The sequence below is a fragment of the Borreliella yangtzensis genome, assembly GCF_014201775.1.
GTDB classification, from domain to species: domain Bacteria; phylum Spirochaetota; class Spirochaetia; order Borreliales; family Borreliaceae; genus Borreliella; species Borreliella yangtzensis.
This window is the reverse complement of sequence record NZ_JACHFG010000001.1, coordinates 218,332-242,184: the sequence shown is the minus strand read 5'-3', so window position 1 is coordinate 242,184 and position 23,853 is coordinate 218,332. Positions and strand designations below refer to the sequence as shown.

The 23,853-nt window shown below is 26.4% G+C and carries 16 protein-coding genes and 1 tRNA gene; 12 read left to right on the top strand and 5 right to left on the bottom strand.

The genetic code is table 11. The features are described 5' to 3' along the window. Positions 1–151 precede the first annotated feature (151 nt). The 5 genes from ylqF (at position 152) to HNP68_RS01140 (ending at position 4,784) form a co-directional block, all read left to right on the top strand. Positions 152–991, top strand: coding sequence for a ribosome biogenesis GTPase YlqF (gene ylqF, locus HNP68_RS01160; RefSeq protein WP_183219556.1), 840 nt, complete (start codon positions 152–154; stop codon positions 989–991). 78 nt (positions 992–1,069) lie between these two features. Then, positions 1,070–2,113, top strand: coding sequence for an ABC transporter ATP-binding protein (locus HNP68_RS01155; RefSeq protein WP_183219555.1), 1,044 nt, complete (start codon positions 1,070–1,072; stop codon positions 2,111–2,113). Between the two features lie 5 nt (positions 2,114–2,118). Further along, a complete protein-coding gene (locus HNP68_RS01150) occupies positions 2,119–2,922 on the top strand; it encodes an ABC transporter permease (RefSeq protein ID WP_183219554.1) in 804 nt (267 codons plus the stop codon). A 3-nt stretch (positions 2,923–2,925) separates the two neighbouring features. Beyond that, complete coding sequence (locus tag HNP68_RS01145; RefSeq protein WP_183219553.1) at positions 2,926–3,717, top strand: ABC transporter permease; 792 nt, start codon at positions 2,926–2,928, stop codon at positions 3,715–3,717. Between the two features lie 20 nt (positions 3,718–3,737). After that, complete coding sequence (locus HNP68_RS01140) at positions 3,738–4,784, top strand: ABC transporter substrate-binding protein (RefSeq protein ID WP_183219551.1); 1,047 nt, start codon at positions 3,738–3,740, stop codon at positions 4,782–4,784. Between the two features lie 47 nt (positions 4,785–4,831). Here HNP68_RS01140 and HNP68_RS01135 read toward each other — a convergent pair whose 3' ends face one another. From HNP68_RS01135 to zwf, 3 genes are all read right to left on the bottom strand, one after another. Beyond that, complete coding sequence (locus HNP68_RS01135) at positions 4,832–6,187, bottom strand: Na+/H+ antiporter NhaC family protein (protein WP_183219549.1); 1,356 nt, start codon at positions 6,185–6,187, stop codon at positions 4,832–4,834. A 98-nt stretch (positions 6,188–6,285) separates the two neighbouring features. Then, positions 6,286–7,629: a Na+/H+ antiporter NhaC family protein gene (locus HNP68_RS01130; RefSeq protein ID WP_183219547.1), complete on the bottom strand. Its 1,344-nt coding sequence runs from the start codon at positions 7,627–7,629 to the stop codon at positions 6,286–6,288. A gap of 292 nt (positions 7,630–7,921) precedes the next feature. Beyond that, positions 7,922–9,358, bottom strand: coding sequence for a glucose-6-phosphate dehydrogenase (zwf, locus tag HNP68_RS01125; protein WP_183219545.1), 1,437 nt, complete (start codon positions 9,356–9,358; stop codon positions 7,922–7,924). Between the two features lie 129 nt (positions 9,359–9,487). Between zwf and HNP68_RS01120 the strand changes: the two genes are divergently transcribed. The 6 genes from HNP68_RS01120 (at position 9,488) to HNP68_RS01095 (ending at position 20,095) form a co-directional block, all read left to right on the top strand. After that, positions 9,488–10,933 carry a nicotinate phosphoribosyltransferase gene (locus tag HNP68_RS01120; RefSeq protein WP_183219542.1) on the top strand — a complete coding sequence of 482 codons (1,446 nt, stop codon included), beginning with the start codon at positions 9,488–9,490 and terminating at the stop codon, positions 10,931–10,933. A gap of 3 nt (positions 10,934–10,936) precedes the next feature. Further along, positions 10,937–14,176, top strand: a complete 3,240-nt coding sequence (locus HNP68_RS01115) for a PD-(D/E)XK nuclease family protein (protein ID WP_183219541.1) — start codon at positions 10,937–10,939, stop codon at positions 14,174–14,176. 5 nt (positions 14,177–14,181) lie between these two features. Further along, positions 14,182–17,691, top strand: a complete 3,510-nt coding sequence (gene recB, locus HNP68_RS01110; protein WP_183219539.1) for an exodeoxyribonuclease V subunit beta — start codon at positions 14,182–14,184, stop codon at positions 17,689–17,691. Beyond that, positions 17,688–19,517 (top strand): exodeoxyribonuclease V subunit alpha, encoded by a 1,830-nt coding sequence (gene recD, locus HNP68_RS01105; protein ID WP_183219537.1) that lies wholly within the window; start codon positions 17,688–17,690, stop codon positions 19,515–19,517. Before recB ends, recD begins: the two co-directional genes overlap by 4 nt. 38 nt (positions 19,518–19,555) lie before the next feature. Next, positions 19,556–19,629: transfer RNA gene (locus HNP68_RS01100), tRNA-Asp, on the top strand. 154 nt (positions 19,630–19,783) lie between these two features. Continuing rightward, positions 19,784–20,095, top strand: a complete 312-nt coding sequence (locus HNP68_RS01095) for a hypothetical protein (RefSeq protein ID WP_183219535.1) — start codon at positions 19,784–19,786, stop codon at positions 20,093–20,095. Positions 20,096–20,172: 77 nt separating this feature from the next. Here HNP68_RS01095 and pfkB read toward each other — a convergent pair whose 3' ends face one another. After that, positions 20,173–21,093 carry a 1-phosphofructokinase gene (pfkB, locus tag HNP68_RS01090; protein ID WP_183219533.1) on the bottom strand — a complete coding sequence of 307 codons (921 nt, stop codon included), beginning with the start codon at positions 21,091–21,093 and terminating at the stop codon, positions 20,173–20,175. Positions 21,094–21,182: 89 nt separating this feature from the next. Here pfkB and HNP68_RS01085 point away from each other — a divergent pair, with 89 nt between their 5' ends. Beyond that, positions 21,183–23,048: a fructose-specific PTS transporter subunit EIIC gene (locus tag HNP68_RS01085; protein ID WP_183219531.1), complete on the top strand. Its 1,866-nt coding sequence runs from the start codon at positions 21,183–21,185 to the stop codon at positions 23,046–23,048. 31 nt (positions 23,049–23,079) lie between these two features. Here HNP68_RS01085 and HNP68_RS01080 read toward each other — a convergent pair whose 3' ends face one another. Further along, the gene (locus HNP68_RS01080; protein WP_183219530.1) at positions 23,080–23,805 is read right to left on the bottom strand and encodes a hypothetical protein; all 726 of its coding nucleotides are present in this window, start codon (positions 23,803–23,805) and stop codon (positions 23,080–23,082) included. Between the last annotated feature and the right edge of the window lie 48 nt (positions 23,806–23,853).

Genomic DNA, 23,853 nt, shown 5'->3' with positions numbered 1-23,853 from the left:
ATTTATTTTTTTAAAAAAATATAAAAACTTAAATACAGGTTATATTTTTTTTTAAAAAAAAACAATTCTTTTGCTAAAAATCAAAATGTATTAATAAATACAAAAACAAAAATAATTTATTATTCAACACATATTAAGTTATAATTTAGGCATGATAAATAAAATTAATTGGTTTCCTGGTCACATGAAAAGAGCCTTAGACTTGATAAAGAATAATTTACAAAAAACCAATATTGTGCTAGAAATCCTTGATGCTAGAGCTCCATTTAGTAGCAAAAATCCATTAACTGAAAAAATTACTAAAAATCAAACAAAAATAATTCTTTTACATAAATCTGATATTGCTCAAACAAGTGAAATTATAAAATGGAAAAAATATTTTGAAAATCTTGGCAATACTGTAATTATAAGTAATATTTACAAAAAAGGCATACGCAAGCAAATAATAGATAGTATTAAAAAATCGGTCATTGTTAAAAAGATAAAAAATTATAAAGAAAAAATAAAAGTTTTAATTATTGGAGTCCCAAATGTTGGAAAATCTTCAATAATAAATCTATTATCCGGTAGAAAGAGCGCAAAAGTTGCAAATAAGCCTGGATACACTAAAAATATACAAATAGTAAAAATAAATGAAGAAATTAATCTTTTTGATATGCCAGGTATTTTATGGCACAATTTAGCAGATCAATCGATTGCAAAAAAACTTGCAATATTGGATATGATCAAAAATGAAATAGTAGATAATATAGACCTTGCATTATATTTACTTGAAATAATGGATCAAAATAATAAAAATATTTTACTAAAAAAATACGAAATATGTCATAAAAATTCACTTGATATTTTACAAAATTTTGCAAAAGCTAGAAAATTAATCGATAAAAAAAACGTGCTTAGCCTTGAAAAAGCATCAAAAATATTAATTAAAGAATTCAGAGAAGGTAAATTTGGGAAAATAATTCTTGACAAGAATTATAATCCCTTTTAAAAAAGTCATTTACATAAATAATAATATTAAGTATAATCTTGGTTTGTATTAATACAGCCATAAGGAGGTTGGAATTAGTTGGATAATTGTATCCTAGAGATTAAAAATTTAAGTCATTATTATGATAACAATGAAAACAAAACTTTAGATAACATAAATTTAAAAATTAAAAAGAACGAGTTTATTACTTTATTAGGTCCATCCGGATGTGGAAAAACAACATTAATAAAAATATTAGGTGGGTTTTTAAGTCAAAAAAATGGGGGAATTTATTTCTTTTCTAAGGAAATATCTAAAACTAGTCCAAATAAAAGAGAAATTAATACTGTATTCCAAAATTATGCACTTTTCCCACATATGAACGTTTTTGACAACATTTCATTTGGACTTAGAATGAAAAAAACACCAAAAGATATTATAAAAGAAAAAGTAAAAAGATCTCTTTCATTGATAGGAATGCCAAAATATGCATACAGAAATATTAACGAACTATCAGGAGGACAAAAACAAAGAGTTGCAATAGCCAGAGCAATAGTAATGAAACCTAAGCTTCTATTACTAGACGAACCACTTTCTGCTCTTGATTTAAAAATGCGACAAGAGATGCAAAAAGAACTAAAAAAAATACAGCGACAACTTGGAATCACATTTATATATGTTACTCACGATCAAGAAGAAGCATTGACAATGAGTGATAGAATTGTTGTAATGAACGAAGGAATAATTTTGCAAATAGGAACACCTGAAGAGATTTACAATGAACCTAAAACAAAATTCGTAGCAGATTTTATTGGAGAAAGCAATATTTTTGATGGAACATACAAAAAGGAACTGATTGTAAGTTTGCTAGGCCATGAATTTGAATGTCTTGATAAAGGATTTAAAGCTGAAGAAGCAGTTGACCTTGTAATACGCCCAGAAGATATAAAAATACTACCAAAAGGAAAAGGGCATTTAAGCGGCACTATAACATCCGCAATTTTTCAAGGGGTTCATTATGAAATGACTATAGAAATTCAAAAAACAAATTGGATAGTTCAAAGCACAAGGCTTACAAAAGTTGGAGAAGAGGTTGACATATTCTTAGAACCTGATGATATTCATGTTATGCGTAAGGAATAATTACTGTGAAAAAATTGATATTAATCATATACTCTATATTCTTATTAACATTTAGTATTCTTCCTTTACTAATAATAATACTGCTGGGATTTTTAAATGAAAAACACGAATTTACAATTAATAATTTTATTGGGCTTTTAAACCCAAGTTATCTTAGTATCTTTTCAAGAAGTCTAAAACTAGCAACAATAGCGACAATTTTTTGCATTTTAATAGGCTATCCTGCCGCCTGGCTAATTTCATTATCAAAAAAAAGTACTCAAAATAAATTAATAATCATGATAATACTTCCCATGTGGATCAATACATTACTTAGAACTTACGCCTGGATGAGAATACTTGGAAAAAACGGATTCATAAACAACTTATTTGAAAAGATCGGAATTGGTAATTTAGATCTTCTTTACAATGAGCAAGCTGTTACAACAGGCATGGTATACAATTTTTTGCCTTTCATGATATTACCAATATATACAGGGCTTTTAAAAATCAAGCCAGAATACATTGAAGCGGCACAAGATCTTGGAGCAAAAATGTGGCAAATACTAATTTATATAAAAATCCCCCTAACACTTTCTTACTTGGCAACAGGAATAATTATGGTATTTATTCCGTCAATCACAGTATTTGTCATTTCAGATTTACTAGGAGGTTCTAAACAAATTTTGATAGGAAATCTAATAAGCAAGCAATTTCTTTTCATAGAGGACTGGAACACTGGAGCTGCAATTTCATTTATTTTAATGTTAGTAATATTAATTTTTAATTTAATAATAATAAAATTAATGCGAAAAAATAATGGGGAATAAAATATGTTTAGAGCTTTCAAAAACATTTTTTTATGTCTAATACTCAGCTTTATTTACCTTCCAATAATAATCTTAATAATTTATTCCTTTAACTCTGGTGATAGTGGATTTATATGGCAAGGATTTAGTCTAAAATGGTATAAAGAAATTTTTGCTTCAAATCAAATCAAGTCAGCAATATTTAACACCATTTTAATAGCTACAATTTCATCTTTAACTTCTGTTGTTATTGGGGTTATTGGTGCTTACGCAATATATAAAACAGAAAATAAAAAATTAAAAACAATACTCTTATCAGCAAATAAAATAACAATAATTAATCCAGACATCGTAACAGGAATAAGTCTAATGACATTTTATTCTGCAATAAAAATGCAATTAGGATTTCCTACAATGCTAATATCACATATAATTTTTTCAACACCGTACGTAGTAATAATAATTTTACCCAAGTTATATTCTCTTCCCAACAATATTATTGATGCTGCCAAGGATCTTGGAGCTTCAGAAATTCAGATATTTTTCAATATAATTTATCCAGAAATAGTTGGAAGCATAGCAATTGGAGCTCTTATTGCATTCACATTATCAATAGATGATTTCTTGATATCATTTTTCACTACTGGGCAAGGATTTAATAATTTAGCTATTCTAATAAACTCGCTCACAAAAAGAGGCATCAAACCTGTAATAAATGCTATTTCTGCTATACTATTTTTTGCAATATTGAGTCTTTTGTTTATTATTAATAAATTTATAGGAATTAAAAAATTAACAACAGATGCTGAGCTTTAAAATACAAAAGAGGAGTACTTATGAAAAAAATTTTTATATTAATAATAATTTTTACAACTTTTGCTTGTACTAAAAAAGACACAATAACTTTAAACATATTTAATTGGGCAGAATATATTGACGAAACTTTATTAGATCAATTTGAAAAAGAAAATAATATAAAAATTAATTATGAGGTTTTTCATAACAATGAAGAAATGATAGCTAAATTTAACACCACGACGAACTACTACGATATAATAGTACCATCAGAATATTTAATCCAAGAATTAATCGATGAGGGTAAAATTGCAAAATTAGATTACTCAAAATTGCCAAATGTAACAAAAAATATTTCTCAAAATCTCACAAATTTAGAACATGATCCTGGCAATCTTTATTCAGTACCAGCTTATTGGGGATTAATGGGCATACTTTATAATAAAAATAAAATAGACTTAAATGACATGCAAGGTTTTGACATACTATTTAATGAAAAATATAAAAAAGAGATTACAATGCTAGATTCTCCCAAAGACAATATTGGAGTTGCTCTAAAAAAACTTGGATACTCAATAAATGAACATGATATAGACAAAATTAAAGAAGCTGGGGAACTTTTAAAAATACAAAATCCACTATTAATCGGATATTTTTCAGATGTACCTGCAAAATCATTAATGCTAAATGGAGAAGCATCTATTCAACTTACATGGAGTGGCGAAGCACAAAGCGCTATCCTAAAAGATAAAAATTTGGATTTTTATGCACCAGAAAACACCAATCTATGGGTAGATGCATTTGTAATTCCTATTGATGCGCCAAATAAAACTTTGGCTTACAAATTTATAAACTTTCTATACGACAATGAACCATCTTATAAAAATTTTAAAGAAACTAGATATAATTCTCCAAATAAGAATGTAATAAAAAGAATAGAAGAAGAAGCAAAAAATAATCCCGAAATGAAATTATATTTGGAAGAAAAATTTTTACCCAAAGATTTTTCCAAATTTGAAATTTTTAAAAAAATACCTAAAAAAATAAAAGAAGAAATGCTCAAAATATATTTGAATCTATCTTCTTAAATATTTAAATACAAAAACAATCTTAAAACCTTTTATTTAGAAAGGTTTTAAGATTTTTGTCCATAATTCAAAAAAGATCTAAATACCAATTTTATATCAAGTCCAATTATAGATAAAGCAATTAATAAAATTAAAAATCCTTGGTAAATTAAAAACGGGAAAATGTCAAAAGGAGAAAGCTTGCCTTTTGTAAAATCTATAAGAGCTATAACATGCATGCTATGGGGCAAAATACTTAAAAAAAAGCACGAAGACATACAAAGTAAAGCTGCAATACGTTTTGAGTTTAAATTATTCTCCTTAGTTATTGATCTAACAACAGAACCACTCATTAAAATAGCAAGTCCATTATTTGCAAGAAACGCAGTCAAAATGCCAACTAAAAATACAATTACAAACTCCGAAGTTCTTTTAGACTTTGACATTTTTTGCAATTTTAACAGTAACCAATCAAACCCTCCATACTTAATTGCCATATAAGAAATTCCACCCGTAAAAACAACAAGAATAAACATTTCTCCTAAGCCCAAAAATCCTTCATTGATTTTTTTAGCCAATAATAAAAAAGTAATATCTGAGTAATAAATTCCAATAACACCAGCAACAACAATACCTAAAAACAAGGCCAAAAATACATCAATACCCGAAATTGCAACAACCATAACAAAAATATACGGAATAATTTTTAAAAAATTTATCTCACTAGGCTCAATAATAAAACTATTAGTCTTACTATAATAAGAACCTAAAAATGCAAAAACAATGCTTGCTAAAATTGCTGCTGGGAACGTATAAAAAGCTCCATTTTTGAAAACATCAACAATATTAACTTTTTGAGTATGACTTGAAATAATAGGGGTATCTGATATTAAAGACATATTGTCTCCAAATGCCCCAGCACTAAGAATAGCCCCAGCAACCAATGGAAGCGAAATGTTTACTTTATCTGCAAGTTCCAAAGCAATAGGAGAAACAGCAACAATAGTCCCCATAAAACTTCCAGTAGAAAAAGACAAAAAAAGGGTAATTAAAAAAATTCCACATACTAGCAAATTTAATGGAACATATTTAAGGCCAATATTTACTACAGCTTCAACACTTCCTATTTCTTTACAAACAGCAGAAAAAGCACCAGATAGCATAAATATTAAAGATATAAAAATAACATCTCGTTGAGCACACCCCTCAATAAACTTATTCATTTTTGCTAAAAAAGATCCCTTAAAAATAATAAATGTTAAAACAATAGCAATAAACATAGCAAATACAGGGGGCATTTGATAAAATGCCTTTTCTATACCATTAAAATAAAGAAAAAGTCCGGTGCCAATATAAATTCCTATAAAAAGAAAAAAAGGCATAAGTCCCCAAAAATTTGGCACTATATTAGTTTCTCTTTCCAATTTAAAACCTCCTAAATCATATAATACAATTAAAAATAATTTATTCTAAATAAAATTAATAAAATCAAACAATGCAAATTTTAAAATTTTCAAAATTTCTATTTTTTTAAAAAAAATAAAAAAAGTTTTTTTATATCAATTCCCCAAATAGATAAAATAACAAAAAACAATAAAAATCCAAAATAAACTAAAAATGGTAAAACGCTAATTGGCGACACAAGCCCATTTGAAAAGCCTACTAAAATAATCATTTGAGCGCCATAAGGAATAATGCCTTGAAAAATACATGAAAACATATCTAAAATAGACGCACTCCTTTGAGAATCGATGTTATTTTCAAAGGCTATATTTTTTGCTACTTTACCGCAAATCAGTATAGCAATTGTGTTATTAGCAAGAAAAACGTCAACTATTGAAACAAAAGCAGCAATAGAAAATTCAGCCGAACTTTTTCCTCTAACTAAAGATTTCAATTTAATAAGCAACCATTTAAAGCCTCCATTATGAATCGCAACAAAAGAAACTCCCCCAGTTAAGATTGAAAGAAAAATTAAATCCGCCATATTTAAAAACCCTTTATTAATGTTTCTTATTACATCTAAAAAATACAAATTAGAATACAAAACACTAATAAGGCATATAGAAAAAATGCCCAAAAAAAGAACTAAAAAAACATTCACTCCAGCCAAAGAAAAAAATATAATTATTAAATAAGGCACAGTTTTCACAAAATCTATTGAGCTTTCATGTAAAAAGCTTGTAGTATTAAGCAAATCCCCAGAAAGAAAGAAAAAAGAAAAAAAAGTTAGTATGGCAGATGGGAAAGCGTAAAAACTACTACTAATAAAAACATCTAAAATGCTACTGCTTTGAGTTCGACTAGAAACAATAGTTGTATCTGATATTAAAGAAAGATTATCTCCAAACATAGCTCCACACATTACAGATGCTGCCATTAAATTGGGGTTAATATTGCTTTTAACGGCAATATTAAAAGCAACAGGAGCAATTGCAACAATAGATCCAACAGAAGTACCCGCAGAAAAAGAGAGAAAGCAAGTTATAAAAAATATACCAGAAACAATCCAATTAGGATTAATATATTTAATCCCCAAATTTGCTACAGTTTCAACACAGCCTATTTCTTTGCAAAGAGAAGAAAAGGCCCCAGAAAGCATAAAAATAAGGCACATTAGTATAATGTCATACTGAGCAGCCCCTTTAATAAATATGTGAATTTTGTCAGAAAATTTTCCCTTAAACCCTAAAAAACAAACAATAGAAGCAAAAAACATTGCAACGCTAGCTGGAAGCTGATAAAAAGCCATTTCTAAGCCAAGAAACCCTAAATAAATTCCTGTGCCCATATAAATAATAATAAAAACGAAAAAAGGAACAAGTCCAAAAAAATTTGGTTGGACTTTTACTTCAATATTTTTCATATACATCCTTTAAATATAGGTACTTTTTTTAAAAAAATTACTTATATTTTTTTAATAATAGTGCAAATTATTAATCGATGCATAAACTTGTAATCAAGCCAAGAACAAAAATTTTTGATTTTCTTAAAAAATTTTAAAAAAAATCAATTTATCACAAACTTTACTACTAAGTTGCAAAAAATAAAAATCTGCTAACGTTAAATTACAAATAGAATAAGCATTAAAAATAAACAGAAACAATAAAAATAAATTACATAAATTTTTTTAATTTATCTTTTTAAAATTTGAAAAATTAAATTTTACGCCAAAAATGATCCTTTTCTAAAATAGAATCTATCTCTTTTGGGCCTTCAGACCCATAAAAATAATTACAAATTTCAATATCTGCCCATTTATTTGCAATATCTGAAACAAATTCCCAAGAACTTTCAATCTCGTCACTTGTAGCATACAAAGTACCATCTCCCAAAAAAGCATCTAATAATAAACGCTCATAAGCCTCACCAAATAATCTCTTAAATGCCCCATGATATGAAAACTCCATATTAGCAGTTTGAATTTCATAATTATATCCTGGTTTTTTGGTATTGAATTTAATTTCAATTCCATCTCTCGGCTGAATTCTAAATATTAAAGCATTGGAAAAATCAACAGAACTATTATTAAAAAGAGTAAAGCTCGGTTTTTTAAATTGAATGTATATTTCTGACAATTTCCTAGCAAGCCCTTTGCCAGTTCTAAGATAAAAAGGAACACCGGACCAGCGCCAATTATTAATAAACACTTTCATAGCTAAATAAGTTTCGGTGATTGAATTTCCCAAAGATTCTGTTTCATCTTTATAGCCTTTTTTAAAAACCCCTTGAATTTGTGAACCTATATATTGCCCCTTAACAATGCAATTCTTAATATCCTCTTTGCTAATTTTCCTTAAACTTTTTAAAACTTTTACCTTCTCATCATGAATAAACTCAGAATCAAATTTAATAGGAGATTCCATTGCAACAAGACTTAACAATTGTAAAATATGATTTTGAACCATATCCTTTAAAGCTCCAACAGAATCGTAATACTCAGCTCTCCCATCAAGCCCTAATTCTTCTGCCACTGTAATTTGAACAAAATCTACATAACGATTATTCCAAATATTTTCAAAAATGGAATTGCCAAATCTAAATGTAAAAATATTTTGAACTGTTTCTTTACCCAAATAGTGATCTATTCTATAAATTTGATCTTCTCTAAAAGCAGAATACAGCAAACTATTTAATTTTACTGCTGTCTCAAGACTAGACCCAAAAGGCTTCTCAAGAACTATTTTTGACAAAGTTAATCTTTCATTTAAAGAATACTTTTTCAAATGATTAATTATTGGTCCATAGAATGTGGGAGACGTTGAAAGATAATATATTGTTTCTCGGTTTTTATTTAAAAGTTTAAATAATTTTTTATAAGGCTCCTTTTCATTAAAATCACCAAATACATAAATAAAAAAATTTAAAAAAATTTCAATCAAAGAATCAGTTTCTTCCTGCCATAAAGAATCTTTAATATATAATCTAAATTCTTTATCTGTAAAAATTTTACGAGAAAAACCAATAACCCTGAAATTGCTAATACATTTATTTTTAAACAAATTAAAAAGTGACGGAATAAGTTTTTTTCTAGACAAATTCCCGGTAACTCCAAAAATTACAATATCGAAATTAGAAACACTTTTTTCTTTCATATAATTTAGTCCGATCTGGTCAATTTATTATATATTACAAATATATATTCATAAATATTAACAAATAGCAATTACGCTAAAATTAAATATCATTTTTTTTACAAACAAAACTAGTATATAATAAGGAGAATGAAAAATCTATCACTATTCACAGATTTTTATGAAATTTCGATGATGAATGCTTATTTTACAAAAGGTATTAATCCTAAAGCAAAATTTGAAGTATTCTTTAGAAAAACACCGTTTAAAAATGGCTATATTGTTTTAGCTGGAATACATACATTAATCAATGAATTAAAAAATATTCACTTCAATGAAACTGAATTAATATATTTAAAAAGCTTAAATATATTAGATGAACAATTTTTAAACTTTCTCAGAAAATTTAAACTAAACATAAAAATAAGCTCAATAGAAGAAGGACGCCTGGTTTTTCCCTATATACCAGTAGTTGTTATTGAAGGTCATCTAATAGAATTATTATTAATAGAAGGGCTGGTGTTAAATACAATAAACTTTGAAAGTCTAATAGCAACAAAGACTGCCAGAATAAAAGAATCTGGTGCAAAAATTCTAGCAGAACTTGGCCTAAGAAGAGCACAAGGAATAAATGGAGCGCTCTCTGCCAGCAAAGCTGCCTACATAGGAGGAGCAGACTTTACAAGCAATATGCTTGCTGGATATAAATACAATATACCAGTCACAGGAACAATGGCTCATAGTTGGGTAATGAGTTTTGAAAACGAAGAACAAGCATTCAGAGAATATGCAAAAACATATCCAAATAAAGTAAGTTTACTAATTGATACTTACGACACGCTCAACAGTGGATTAAAAAATGCCATTAAAATATTTAGGGAACTAAAAGAAGAGGGAAAAAATAATTTTTCAATAAGAATTGACAGTGGAGACCTTGAATATCTAAGCAAAGCTGCAAGAAAAGAATTAAACCAAAATGGATTAAATCACGTAAAAATTATTGCGTCTAATGAGCTTGACGAAAATATTATTATGTACTTAAATTCGATAAATGCTCCAATCGATATTTGGGGTGTTGGAACAAACCTAGTTACAGCAAAAGGAGATCCAAATCTTTCAGGAGTATATAAAATGATCTCTATAGAAAAAAATGGGAAATTTATACCAAAAATAAAAATATCAAATAACGCAGAAAAATCAACATTACCTGCCCAAAAAGAAGTCGCAAGAATTTATTTAAATGGTCAAATGCTCTTCGATTTCATATTTTTAAAAGAAGAGAAAGATAAAATTAAAGAACACCTAAATTCAAGAAAAGAATTAACCATTTTCCATCCAATACAAGATAACGTTTTCAAAGTCATCAAACAATATGACGATTTTGAATTTTTGATTCACACTGTCTTAGAAAATGGGAAGCTTTACAAAGGTTACGAATCTAATTTAAACAATATTAGAAACAAAAACAAACTTGACTTAAGCAAACTTGAACATACGTACAGAAGAATAATCAATCCCCACATATATAAAGTTAGTATAAGCACAAACTTAAGAAAATTAAAAAACAAGCTCATAAAAGATAATAAAAACAATTAATCTATGAACATATATAAAACTAATAAAATAAATAATATTTATGAAAAAATTAAAGAATTAACTCAAAACGACAATATCTTTAAAAAAGAAACACTAATAATAGTAAAAAATGATCTCTTAAAAGAAGAAATCAAAAAAACCATAGCAAAATTGAATGAGATTTCTTATAATCTAAACATTAAAAAAAATGCTATAAAAAGCATATATGAAATATGCTTAAAAAATCCCAATATAAAAAAATACATAGAGAAGAATACTTTTTTATTTTATTTGGAAACAGAAAAATTCATTCTATATAACATATTGAAAACTGAAAACCTAAAATACATAAAGGATTTAACATCAATAAAGAATAGATACTTTTTTGCATCAAAAATAATAGATTTATTCCACAATTATTACTCAAAATTTTCAAAATTAATTGAAACTTGGGAAGATAATGGATTTTTATTCCAAGAAGAAAATTTAAAACCCTACGAGAATATGCAAAAAGAACTATTTAAAAAGCTCTTTGAAAAGCACAAAAATATTTTAAACTTACATAAAAAAATAATTCAAGAAAAATCAACAAAAAATGTAAAAATAGAAATTAAAAAAATAATATTTATTGGCAATAATAGAGAGATTGAAAAAAAAATTCTTAATTCTTTAGAAAAAATTTTTGACCTTGAAGTGCATGTGTTAATTTTTGAAGACTTGCTCAACTATAAATCTCCTTTTGTTAAAGAATTATTGTTAACAACAGAAAAAATTAACCCAATAAAATATCAAGCTTCAGAAAAAGTAGATATTGAATTATTTAAGGGTAAAAATTTTTTAACAAGCATTAAAAACAACATTGTAGCACAAACTCCACTTTCAAAATTAGACGATAGCTTTAAAATAATAGAAGCTAAAAATCAACAACGTGAAGTAGAAATTTTGGTAAATCAAATAGTGCACTCAATGGAAAAAAATAACCTTAAATTAAGCGAAATAGCAATAACTTCTTTGCAAGAAAAATTTAATGAATATTTACCATATATAGAAGAATGCCTAAATAAATATGAAATTGAATATAGTGTTTTATGCTATAACAATTTGTCAAAAGGAGAAAGTATATTAACCTTAAAAAGGCTAATGGATCTTTTTATATCAAAAAACGGAACAATTAGTAATTTCAGCAGAAAAGAAGTGTTTAACTTACTAAGTAGTAATAAAGTAATGAAAAAATTTAATATATCAATATCTGAATTAAACTATTTAATAGAATTTAGCGATGCAATGAACATTAATTTTGGTATAAACAACACTCACAAAGAAAATCTAAAATATGATCAAAACTTTTTAAACTCGTGGGAAGACGGATTTAATCGATTTTTAATGTCTGAAATATTTGACGAAAAATATGAAGGGGAAATTCAAAAAGAAAATACAAGATTCCAAGATCAAGAATCAATAATAAAACTCATAACGATAGTAAAAAGTTTGTACGAAGATATAAACTATTTTAAAAATAAAACATATAAAGTATCTGAATGGGCAGAAATAATAGAAATTTTTATTCAAAAATATATCGATCTTGAAGAATTTAATACAACTGATGAATATTTACAAAATAAAATACAATCCTTTAAAAATTTTCCCAAAGATTTAAATGATAATCTTTGCAAGAATTATTTAAAAGAAATTAATGAAATAAAAATTGAATTTTATCTTTTTAAGATTTTGCTTGAAGAAAGTCTTGAAAAGGAAAAATATGGAGTAATGTATAAAAAAAATGGAATATTGATTGCCAATTACAAAGAAATAGAATATCTTCAAAAAAAAGAAATTCATTTTTTGGGATTTCAAAAATTTAACTCTAAAATAGATTATGATAATATGAATTTATTAAATGAATACTATGAACATGAAAACACCGAAAAAGAAGCAGTAACAACTCTTTTTAATTTAATTTTTGCAACATCAGAAAAATTTTACCTTTACTATTCACTTCAAGACAATATAAATCCAGAAATTAACACATCAAAAACAATAAACAAAATACTTAATCACATACAAAAGTATGAAAAAAACTTTCAAATAGAAAAACATCCAAATGAAAATCATGACCTAGCATATTTTAAAGATGCAAAAGAGAATTACTTAATAAACTATGATTTAGAAGCCTTTAATATCGCAAAAATACTACAAAATTCTAAACCAACTAAGTTTAAACAAAATAAAATTCAACTAGAAAGTCCAATTAAATTAAATTTATACGAATTAAAAAATGCCCTTTCTAATCCTTATAAACATTTTTATGAAAAAACTTTAAACGTCAAAATACAAGACATAAGATTAGAAAATGAAATCAAAGAAAAACAAGAAGAACAAGTTTTTAGTGATATTGAGATTATTTACAGCCTTATAAAAAATTCAACACTACTACATGAATACATAATGGGGAAAAAAGATGATGGAGATAAGGTAATAGAAATTATTAAAAACCACATTAAACATGAAATACAACAAGGTAATATTCCTTTCAATATAGATCAAAAAACGAATATGAATGATATCTTCAAAAAAATTAACAAACTACAATATAACGCTGCTATAAACTTTAAAAAGCTTCTAATAATGGAAAAAACCAAAATTAAATTTTGTCAAACAATAAAAATAAATTTTCAAAAAAAAAATATAAAATTTGAATTGAAAAAAGATATCGAGAATGTATATAAAATCGAAAACGATTATTTTTATTTAAATTTTGTAAAAAAAGACTATTGTAACATCTCAGATAAAATAAAAAATGAAATAGATTTATACATAACAGGTCTGCTATTAAAAAAAGAAATACAAAATTTCAATTCATTAACTGAAATAAAAATTGATCTTGATAACTTATCCGTAAAAGCAACTATTTGTTATCACCACAACGAAATAATAATTAATGACATTGAAAATATGCTTATGCAATTTGCATATATATCAAGCTATCCAACTCCAATTTATCAAAGCTTGATAATTAAAATTTTAACAAAAACAAATCAAGATAATTTTTCAAATTGTTTTAAGAATTTCATAAAAATGCAAATCAAAAACCCTTCCAAAGCTTATTTCACAAGTAAGGCACACGAGAGATTTTTAAAAAAAAGTGAAATAACACTGTGTGATTATTATAACAGATTCAAAGACACTCATGATTTCAAGCTAGACAAAAATTTACTAACATTGATGGAAAAATTTTATATTAAATTTGCAAGGACAAAAAATTAAACTCCATGGACAAAATCTTAGAAAAAATTCGAAATAACACAACAATATTAATAGAAGCATCGGCAGGAACTGGCAAAACTTACATACTTGAAAATGTGGTTATAAACTTAATACAAAACAAACTATATTCCATAAATGAAATTTTGGTATTAACTTTTACAAAAAAAGCTACAGAAGAAATGCATACAAGAATACTAAAAGCAATAGAAAATACTTATTTTAACTCAAAACCAAATGGGGTTTTAAAAGAAGCCTACGAACAATCAAAAAAACTCTTTATATCTACAATCAATAAATTCGCATTACATGCCTTAAATAATTTTCAAATTGAAACAGAGAATTATTCTAAATATAAACCCAAAGAAAAATTTTCAAAAGAAATAGACGAAATAGTTTATGACTTTTTAAGAAAATCAGATAGCCTGATTCAAGCCATTGACATTAAAGACTACGAACTTAAAGTATTTAAATCTGATGCTAAAAAAACAGAAGAAATTGTTTTAAAAATAAAAAAAGCTTACGAAAGAGATACAACTAAAGAACTTGGAGATTGGCTTAAAACCCAAACATCATTTGAAAACGTTCTTCTTAAAAAGGAAGAGTTAATCAAAGATTACAACAAAATAATAGAAGATTTAAACAAAATGTCAACAGATGAAATATTAAGTTTTTATAATAAGCATATTCAAACTGGCAAACTTGAAATAAAATTCTCTAAAGAAAACGAAATATTCAAAATAGCAGAAACATTATTAAATAATAAACTTTTTTCAACTTTAATAGAAAAAGAAATTAAAAAAAATGCTAAATTATTGCCTAAAGAGCTTAAAATTAAAAATGCTTTAATCTATTTGGGAATTAATATTAACCATGAAAAATATAAATCAGAAGACAATAGAAATAAAAATAGAAACAATTTAAAGCAGTATGTTATCTTAAAAGTTGAATACAAAATACTAAAGTATATTGAAAAAGAACTAGAGAAAATTATTAAATCAACAAATACGATAGATCAAAATTACATAATTTCAAATTTTAAAAATTACTTAAAATCAGAAGACAAAAAGCTTATAAATGCAATCAAAAATCGATACAAAATCATTCTAATTGATGAAGCACAAGACTTAAGCTTATCACAAATCGAGATATTTAAAATATTAAAAACAGCAGGAATAAAATTGATATTTATAGCCGATCCCAAACAGATAATATATTCTTTTAGAAAAGCAGACATTTCTTTTTATAACAAAGAAATAAAAAATAAAATTAACACAGATGCTAGGATTATACTAAAAACAAATCACAGATCAAGTAAAAAAATAATCGAACCTTTAAATAAAATTTTTAATAATATATATAATAATGCAATAGTCGATGAAATTGAAAAAATTGAATTTACCAATTCACTTCCAAATCAAAAAAATGACAATAATAACATTTTCATTAACGGACAAGAAATAGAAGGAATCAACATAATAACCACAAATGCCGAAAAAGAAGAAGACATTTACCAAAAAACAGCATTAACAATCAAATACCTACTTACATATGGAAAAATTGCCGAGAATAATGAAATTAGAAATATTAAAATGCAAGACATTAAAGTACTTTGTAGAGGGAAAAACGAAATCAATTTAATAGATAAAGCATTAAAAAAAGAACAAATTCAAACAAATAAAACCCAAGAACAATTTTTAAAAACCAAGGAATTTATCGAAATTTTTTATATTCTTAAATGCCTAGACCGAAAACAAAATTTTAAAACCTTAAATTATATTCTAAACAGTAAAATATTAAATGTACCATGGAATCTACAAAGAATTTTAATCAAACAAGACAAAATTCATCTCATAGAAGAATTTATTGAAAATATAACAGTTTTGCTTGAAAAAAATGAAATAACATTAATAAATGCAATTAACAAAATTGCATCCGAAAAAACCTTGTGGATCAAAATTGCAAATAGCACCAAAGATCAAAAAATTATTGAATGGGCAAAAAATAAAATACATTACAAAGGTCTTCTTATAAAAGAAGGGAGACTTGACAATTTAAAAATCTATGAAACAACACTTGAGATTATCTCTAAAATATATCATAAAGAACAAAACATACAATCTCTAATCTCTACTTTAGAAAGTCTAATAATAAACGAAGAGCCTGAAGAAATAGAAGAAAGAATCAATAATATAAATAATGACGATGAATCTATAGAGCTGATGACAATACACAAATCAAAAGGACTTAGCATGAATATCGTATTTTTAATAAATACATCTCCAATAGAAAATGGCAATATTTTTTCAAAGAAAAATCATTTTTACAAATTTTATCAAGACGGAAAAATTGAATATGATTTTTTCAAATTAGAAGAAAACAAAAAATATGCTAGACTAAAAATACTAAGTGAAGAAAAAAATATATTTTATGTAGGAGCGACAAGAGCTAAATTTGCTCTTTTTATTGCAAAAACAAATAGCATAACTAGCAAATTATTAGAAATAGCAAAAATTTTTACTATCGATGGCATCAAACATGACTTTAACATATATGAATTTATTAGCCAAAAGAGATTCAATAAAAAAAAGAACAATACAAATGTAAATGCGAAATTAATACCACCAAAACCAATAATTAAAAACATGTTTAAAAAAGAATATACATCTAGTTTTTCAAGTCTAACAGCGCAAGCTCATCATCAAACATTTTACGAAAACTATGATTTTAAAAATACTAACTATGAAAAAGAAACAGATCTTGATTTCGATTCAACATTAGAAGAGGTTCTACCTAAAGGAAAAGATAGTGGAAACATTTTGCATGCTGCAATGGAGGAAATAATCTTTAGCACAGCAAAAGATACATTTGATAATTTTAAAAAAAATAATATTGAAATTATTAAAAAACATATACAAAAGATTAACTCAAATCTCAATACAATAGAAATACAAAATTCATTATCTAAAATGATTTATAATATACTAACTTATAATATAAAAGCAATTAATACTCGTCTGTGTGATATTGAAGAATTGCAAAAAGAAATGGAATTTTTAATCAAAATAAATCCTAAATTTCAAAAACAAAAAAATCTTTTTGACAACCACTTCGAAGATCTCCACATAAAACTCAGTGATGGATATTTAAAAGGAATAGTAGACCTCATATTTAAAGCTAATAATAAAATATACATTCTAGATTACAAAACAAACTATCTTGGAAAAGATAAAGATGATTACAATATAACAAATTTAAAAAATATAATAAAAAAAGAATATTATGATTTGCAATATAAAATATATGCACTTGGAATAAAAAAAATATTATTTAAAACCAAAAGAGAATATAACCAAAAATTTGGTGGAATAATATACCTTTTCACAAGAGCATTTAAAGATAATCTTGAATGTTTGCAATCAAAATTTGAAAATGGCATTTATTTTGATCTTCCAAAATTTAATGATGTGGATTTAGATCAAATCATCTCAGAATTAAGTATTAAAAGGTACTTATGAGAGATTTTTTAGTATTAAGAGAATTTTTAAAAAATAAAAACAAAAAATTTTTAACCCCCGAACTTAGGCTTTATGAAATAATTGAACTTTTAAATATCAATAAAAAAAATTGCTATAAAGCACAAACACTTGTAAAGTCAATAAAAAATGAAAATATTGTAATATTTTTAATATTCTTATTTAACTACTTTGATAAAGGCCACTTAAGAGCTGATATAAATCTATTAGCAAAAGATATTCAAAACACAATAACATTCACAAAAGACAACCTAGAAAAAACTAGTCATAGTTACAATAAATTAATAAAAATGTTAAAAGAGTTAGAAACATTTGGGAACCTAGAAACTATTCAAGATATAGTTTCACTTTTAAAGAAAAGCAACATACTAATGGAATTAAATAAGCTTAAAATTACAACTCCTTTAGTCATAGAAAACAATATCTACATCTATACTCAAAAAAACTATAGAGAAGAAGAAGAATTAATAAAACAAATTATAAAAAGATTGGAAAACCATCCAAGTGAATTAAATGACAATAAAATACAAAATATAATATCAAATCTGAACACTAAAAATTTAAATAAAGAGCAAATTACATCAGTCAGAAAGGCACTAAAAAGCAACTTCTTTCTATTAAGCGGAGGCCCGGGAACAGGCAAAACTACAACTATTAACTATATCTTAAAGGCAATTAATAAAACATTAAACAATAAAAAAAAATTAGTAGCAATTACAGCGCCTACAGGAAAAGCTAGTTTAAGGTTACAAACAAGTATCGACCACTCATTCAAAAATTTAGAAATAGAATGCAACACAATTCAAAAAATATTAGGAATAAAATTTATAAACAAAAAAAATCTATATGATGAAGAAAATCAACTAAATTTTGACATAATAATAATTGACGAAGCTTCAATGGTAGATGCATATACTTTTTTAAAATTATTAAAAGCAACACCAATAACTACTAAATTAATAATGGTAGGGGATAAAAATCAACTCCCATCGGTAAATGAAGGGAATGTATATTCAAGCCTTTTAGGAATAAAAAAATTAAATAACGATAATGTAGAAGATCTTAAAGAAAATTTCAGAAGCAATAAAGAAATAAATTTGCTTTCAAAAGCCATATACAAAGAAGACAGCAGTTTGATTTGCAAATATATTAATAACAATAAAAATATTCAATTAAAAGAAATAGAAAAAATAAACTTAAAAAAAGATCTAATAGAATACACAAACAATTTATATAAAAAAATACCCACTTTTAATCTTAAATTACTAAAAGAATCAAAAATTGAAGCAATACTTGAAACTTTACTTGAAAATATCATTTTAAGTTCAAAAAATTTTGGAAAATTTGGAACTAAAACACTAAATGAAATAATAAAAACTTACCTAAAAAAGACTTATGGAAACTTTACTGGTCAAATAATAATGATAACTAAAACTGACTATAAAAATAAATTATTTAATGGGGAAAGAGGCATCATTTTTAATGAAAATTTTAAATTTTATGCTTTATTCCAAAGAAAAGATGAAAAATACAAAAAAATAAATTTAGATTTACTAACAAATTATGAATTCAGCTTTGCCACAACAATACACAAAAGCCAAGGATCTGAATATAAACATATAAAAGTAATATTGGAAAATAATCCTTTTTTGACAAAAGAGCTTATGTACACTGCAATAACAAGAGCTAAAGATAGCTTAGAAATAATTTCCAACAAAGAGACCATTCTCAAACTAAGCAAAAAATCTAGCGAAAGAGACTCAAAAATACTAGAACATTTAAACTCATTAAAAAAAATTGACAAATAAATCAAAAACAACTATAATCTTTTAAAAAGAATGACTTTGGGGGCGTAGTTCAGATGGTTAGAACGCCTGCCTGTCACGCAGGAGGTCGCGGGTTCGAGACCCGTCGCTCCCGATAGCAACTTTTACACTTTATTATATCAGCAGCTTTTTAGAAAATTTATCTATTCTAGAAAGCTTTGAATGATAAAGAATTACAGATGTTTAATTTAAAAGCTATAATTTAAGTAATTCAAAAAATAAACCTTATGGGGAAAGGAGAAGATAAAATGAATCTACGAAAATATTTATTTTTTACTACTTTACTATTGATTTCAACATATGTTTTCGCACAAGCCAACACAACAACAGAAAATATAATTTCAAATAAAAACTTAAGCCAATTTGGAGTAGAAGAGATCTGCCCAATATGTGGATATGTTAACTGTGTTTGCGATGAAAAAAGCACAGAAATCGCTGCAAAAATCACTCAATCAAATACAACGGGCTTATTTGCAAGCATAGCTATAGCCGCATTGTTGGCGGTTATGGGATTAGCCCTAGCAACACACAAATTGCATAAATCAAAATTAAAAATTTAAACAAACTAAATACTGTAGCTTTTTAAAAGCTACAGTAAAGTTTAAAAATTAAATACTTAACTCTATTTAAAAGATAATTAAGAAATGCAAATGTCTTCAACCCTAATCTCACAAAGCATCTTTTTAACATCTTGAAATTCACAAAGATTTCCTTTTAATGCCGTAGCTGTACCGGCTGCAACACCAAATTTAAATGAATCTGCCAAAGTACTTTTATTATCAAACGCATATACAAATCCTGCAATCACAGAATCTCCTGCCCCAATAGTGCTAACAGAGCTAATCTTTGGAACAAAGGCTCTAAAAGCAATATTTTTGCCAACAAAAATAGCTCCATCACTTCCCATAGAAATTATAATATTTTGAACCCCCTTTTCTACAAGATTTTTCCCAATTTCAATCAATTCTTTTGTAGAATTGAATTTAACATTAAAAAGATCTTCAAGTTCATAAATATTAGGCTTTATTAAAAAGGGATTTAATCTAAGAATTTTTTTCAAAGGTTTGCCGCTAGTATCAATGATAAGCTTAACATCACTAGAAATTATATTAGATATTTCGTTGTATGCATTCTCCCCAAGAGATGCAGGAACGCTTCCTGACATCACCAATATACTATTATTTGCTAAACTTTTAAGCTTATTTTTCAAAAGTTCAAATTCATCCTTAGAAATATCTGGAGAATTAGCATTAATTTCTGTTTCTCTGCCACTTGTTATCATTTTAATATTTAATCTTGTATTATATTTTATTTTAATAAAATCGTTTTTTATACCCTTAGAATCAAGAGAAAATCTTATATAATCACCCGTAAAACCTCCTAAAAAGCCAAAAGCTATACTAGACTTTCCCAAATTTTTAAGAACAGTACTTACATTTATTCCCTTACCACCAGCAAAGAAATTGTTATTTAAAGCATAATTAAGACTTTCTTCCTGAAATTCTTTTAAAACTATCTTATAATCTACAGAAGGGTTAAGTGTTAGAGTATATATCAAGATAATCTCCTTTAATTGATAAAATTAATTAAATAAATGTAAAATTTATATATTACATATACACTATATAATATATAAAGGTGATTATTATGCAAAATTTATTTTCAAAAAATTTAATTATTTTAAATTACAATGCAACTAGCAAAGAAGATGTAATTAGAAAAATGGCTAGCATGCTCAATGAAAATGGATACTTAAATGACATGGAAACATTCATAAAAGAAATTAAAAAAAGAGAAGAAATTAACGGGACAGGCATTGAAGAGCATATAGCCATGCCCCATGCAAAAGGTGATTTTATTAAAAAACACGGAATTGCCATTTTAAGAGTTGATGGCGATGGATTTGATTTCAACTCTTCCGATCAAAAACTTTCAAAACTGTTTTTTATGATGGCTATCCCCAAAGAGGCTCCTAGCAATGTACATATAAAAGCTATATCATATCTAAGCAATACTTTTAGCGACAACTTATTAAGACATGAACTTATGAGCACAAATAATGAAGATAGATTTTTAGAAATAATTATGAGTAGTAGCAATACAAATGAATCTAATAATTCAAATACAAAAAAAGATTTCATTATTGCTGTAACAGCATGTCCTGTGGGAATAGCTCACACTTATATGGCAGCAGAAAGCCTTAAAAAAGCGGCTTTAGAATTAAACATAAACATAAAAGTAGAAACAAATGGATCTAGTGGAACCGAAAACCCATTAACAGAAGAAGAAATAAAAAACGCAAAAGGAATCATTATTGCATCTGGAAAGACTATAAACAAAGAAAGATTCAGCGGGAAACCTTTAATTGAAGTAGGCGTAAAAGACGGCATACACAAAGCAAAAGAGCTTATTCAAACAATTCTTAAAAACAAAGCGCAAATTTACAACAAACGCGACACAAATACAACCGTAGAAAAACCTAAACAAACCCAAAGAATTGGAATTTATAAACACTTAATGAATGGGGTCTCATTTATGCTTCCATTTGTAGTCTCAGGAGGAATAATAATAGCAATATCATTTATGTTTGGAATAAAAGCATTTGATATAAATGACCCAAGCTACAATAAAATAGCAGATATTTTGATGCAAATCGGAGGAGGAAGCGCATTTGCTTTAATGATTCCAATACTTGCTGGCTATATTTCATTTAGCATAGCAGAAAGACCAGGACTTGCACCTGGAATGATTACAGGGTTAATGATGAGCAATGGAAATGCGGGATTTTTGGGGGGCATCTTAGCAGGATTTATTTCAGGATACGTTACATTGATTGTAAAAAGAATATCTGACAAAATCATTCCTAGCAATTTAAGAGGAATAAATCCAGTATTAACTTACCCTTTTCTATCAGTTATAATTTCAGGAATTTTAATATATGTAATGCTTAGTCCAATATCATTTATTAATAAATCAATAACAGATATGCTAAATCAACTCAGCGGAACTAATATGGCAATACTTGGGGCTTTGCTTGGAGGTATGATGGCAATAGATATGGGAGGACCTGTAAATAAAGCTGCATACGCATTTGGAATTGCAATGATAACTGCAAAAAATTATATTCCTCATGCAAGCATAATGACAGGAGGAATGGTACCACCTATAGGAATTGCCCTTGCTACAAGTTTATTTAAAAACAGATTCTCAAAAGAAGAAAGGGAATCTGGAAAAGTTTGTTATTTCCTAGGATCGTGCTTTATTACAGAAGGAGTAATTCCATTCGCAGCATCAGATCCTTTAAGAGTAATACCTGCATGCGTACTAGGCTCATCTGTAGGAGGATTTATTTCTGCACTTTTTAAGGTAGAAGTTATAGCACCACATGGTGGTATATTTATTTTACCAATAGTAGTAAATCCATTAATGTGGATAATATCTATCTTGGCAGGATCAATTTTAACAGCTATTTTAATAGGAGTTTTAAAAAAAGAATACAATGTAAGAATATAAACTTAATCGCGGCTATATTCTTACACTTTTGTCAATAAACTACTCTAAGTTTTATTGGCGTTTCAAGACTCAATCCTTTAACCATATTCATCTCAAACTTTAGTGTATTTGAGTTAATCTGTTTGAATCCAAATTGTTCTTGAACATTTCTAGAAGTCTTAACTATAAAATTAAATTTTGAATTGTCAATAAGTTCGCTTGCTTTGGGAGTAAACCCCGATAAAAAATAAACCAAAACATCTTTATATTCTTCAGCAGACATTGGAATCTCATCCGATGGCAAAAGAGCAGCAAGTGCATCACTAATATATTCTTTATTTTCATTAATATTCTTAGTAGCGTTTTCCAAATTAATATCAAGTTCAATAATATTTTTACCATCTTTCTTTTCTATCTTAAACACAGAAATATCAGATTTTTTCATATAATCGCCTAAAACTTTAATTAAATTATCAAACTTAACAACTAAATTAATAGAGTCCCCCTGAGTTTTAATACTCAAAAGCTTAAGTCCAAGCTTTTCCTCTCCATTTTTAAAATATTTTTTTATTTCATCTACAGGAAAAAGGGGCATGCTTGCAACTTCTTCTCCAACTAAAGTTGTTAAGAGTTCTTTTCTAATTTTTTCAAATTCTCTATTAACATTGACAAATATTGAAACAATACCACTAATATCATCTTTTAACTCAATTTCAACATTAGAACTACAAGCAAAAAAAATCAGCAATAAACCCCAGCTGGCAAAACACTTTCTCATAACAAACTCCTAACTAATATACAGTTAAAAATTATTATAATAAAATAT

Coding starts and splice junctions, on each gene's coding strand:
- ylqF (WP_183219556.1), top strand. CDS start 152: ATGATAAATAAAATTAATTGGTTTCCTGGTCACATGAAAAGAGCCTTA.
- HNP68_RS01145 (WP_183219553.1), top strand. CDS start 2,926: ATGTTTAGAGCTTTCAAAAACATTTTTTTATGTCTAATACTCAGCTTT.
- HNP68_RS01140 (WP_183219551.1), top strand. CDS start 3,738: ATGAAAAAAATTTTTATATTAATAATAATTTTTACAACTTTTGCTTGT.
- HNP68_RS01130 (WP_183219547.1), bottom strand. CDS start 7,629: ATGAAAAATATTGAAGTAAAAGTCCAACCAAATTTTTTTGGACTTGTT.
- zwf (WP_183219545.1), bottom strand. CDS start 9,358: ATGAAAGAAAAAAGTGTTTCTAATTTCGATATTGTAATTTTTGGAGTT.
- HNP68_RS01120 (WP_183219542.1), top strand. CDS start 9,488: ATGAAAAATCTATCACTATTCACAGATTTTTATGAAATTTCGATGATG.
- HNP68_RS01115 (WP_183219541.1), top strand. CDS start 10,937: ATGAACATATATAAAACTAATAAAATAAATAATATTTATGAAAAAATT.
- recB (WP_183219539.1), top strand. CDS start 14,182: ATGGACAAAATCTTAGAAAAAATTCGAAATAACACAACAATATTAATA.
- recD (WP_183219537.1), top strand. CDS start 17,688: ATGAGAGATTTTTTAGTATTAAGAGAATTTTTAAAAAATAAAAACAAA.
- HNP68_RS01095 (WP_183219535.1), top strand. CDS start 19,784: ATGAATCTACGAAAATATTTATTTTTTACTACTTTACTATTGATTTCA.
- HNP68_RS01085 (WP_183219531.1), top strand. CDS start 21,183: ATGCAAAATTTATTTTCAAAAAATTTAATTATTTTAAATTACAATGCA.
- HNP68_RS01080 (WP_183219530.1), bottom strand. CDS start 23,805: ATGAGAAAGTGTTTTGCCAGCTGGGGTTTATTGCTGATTTTTTTTGCT.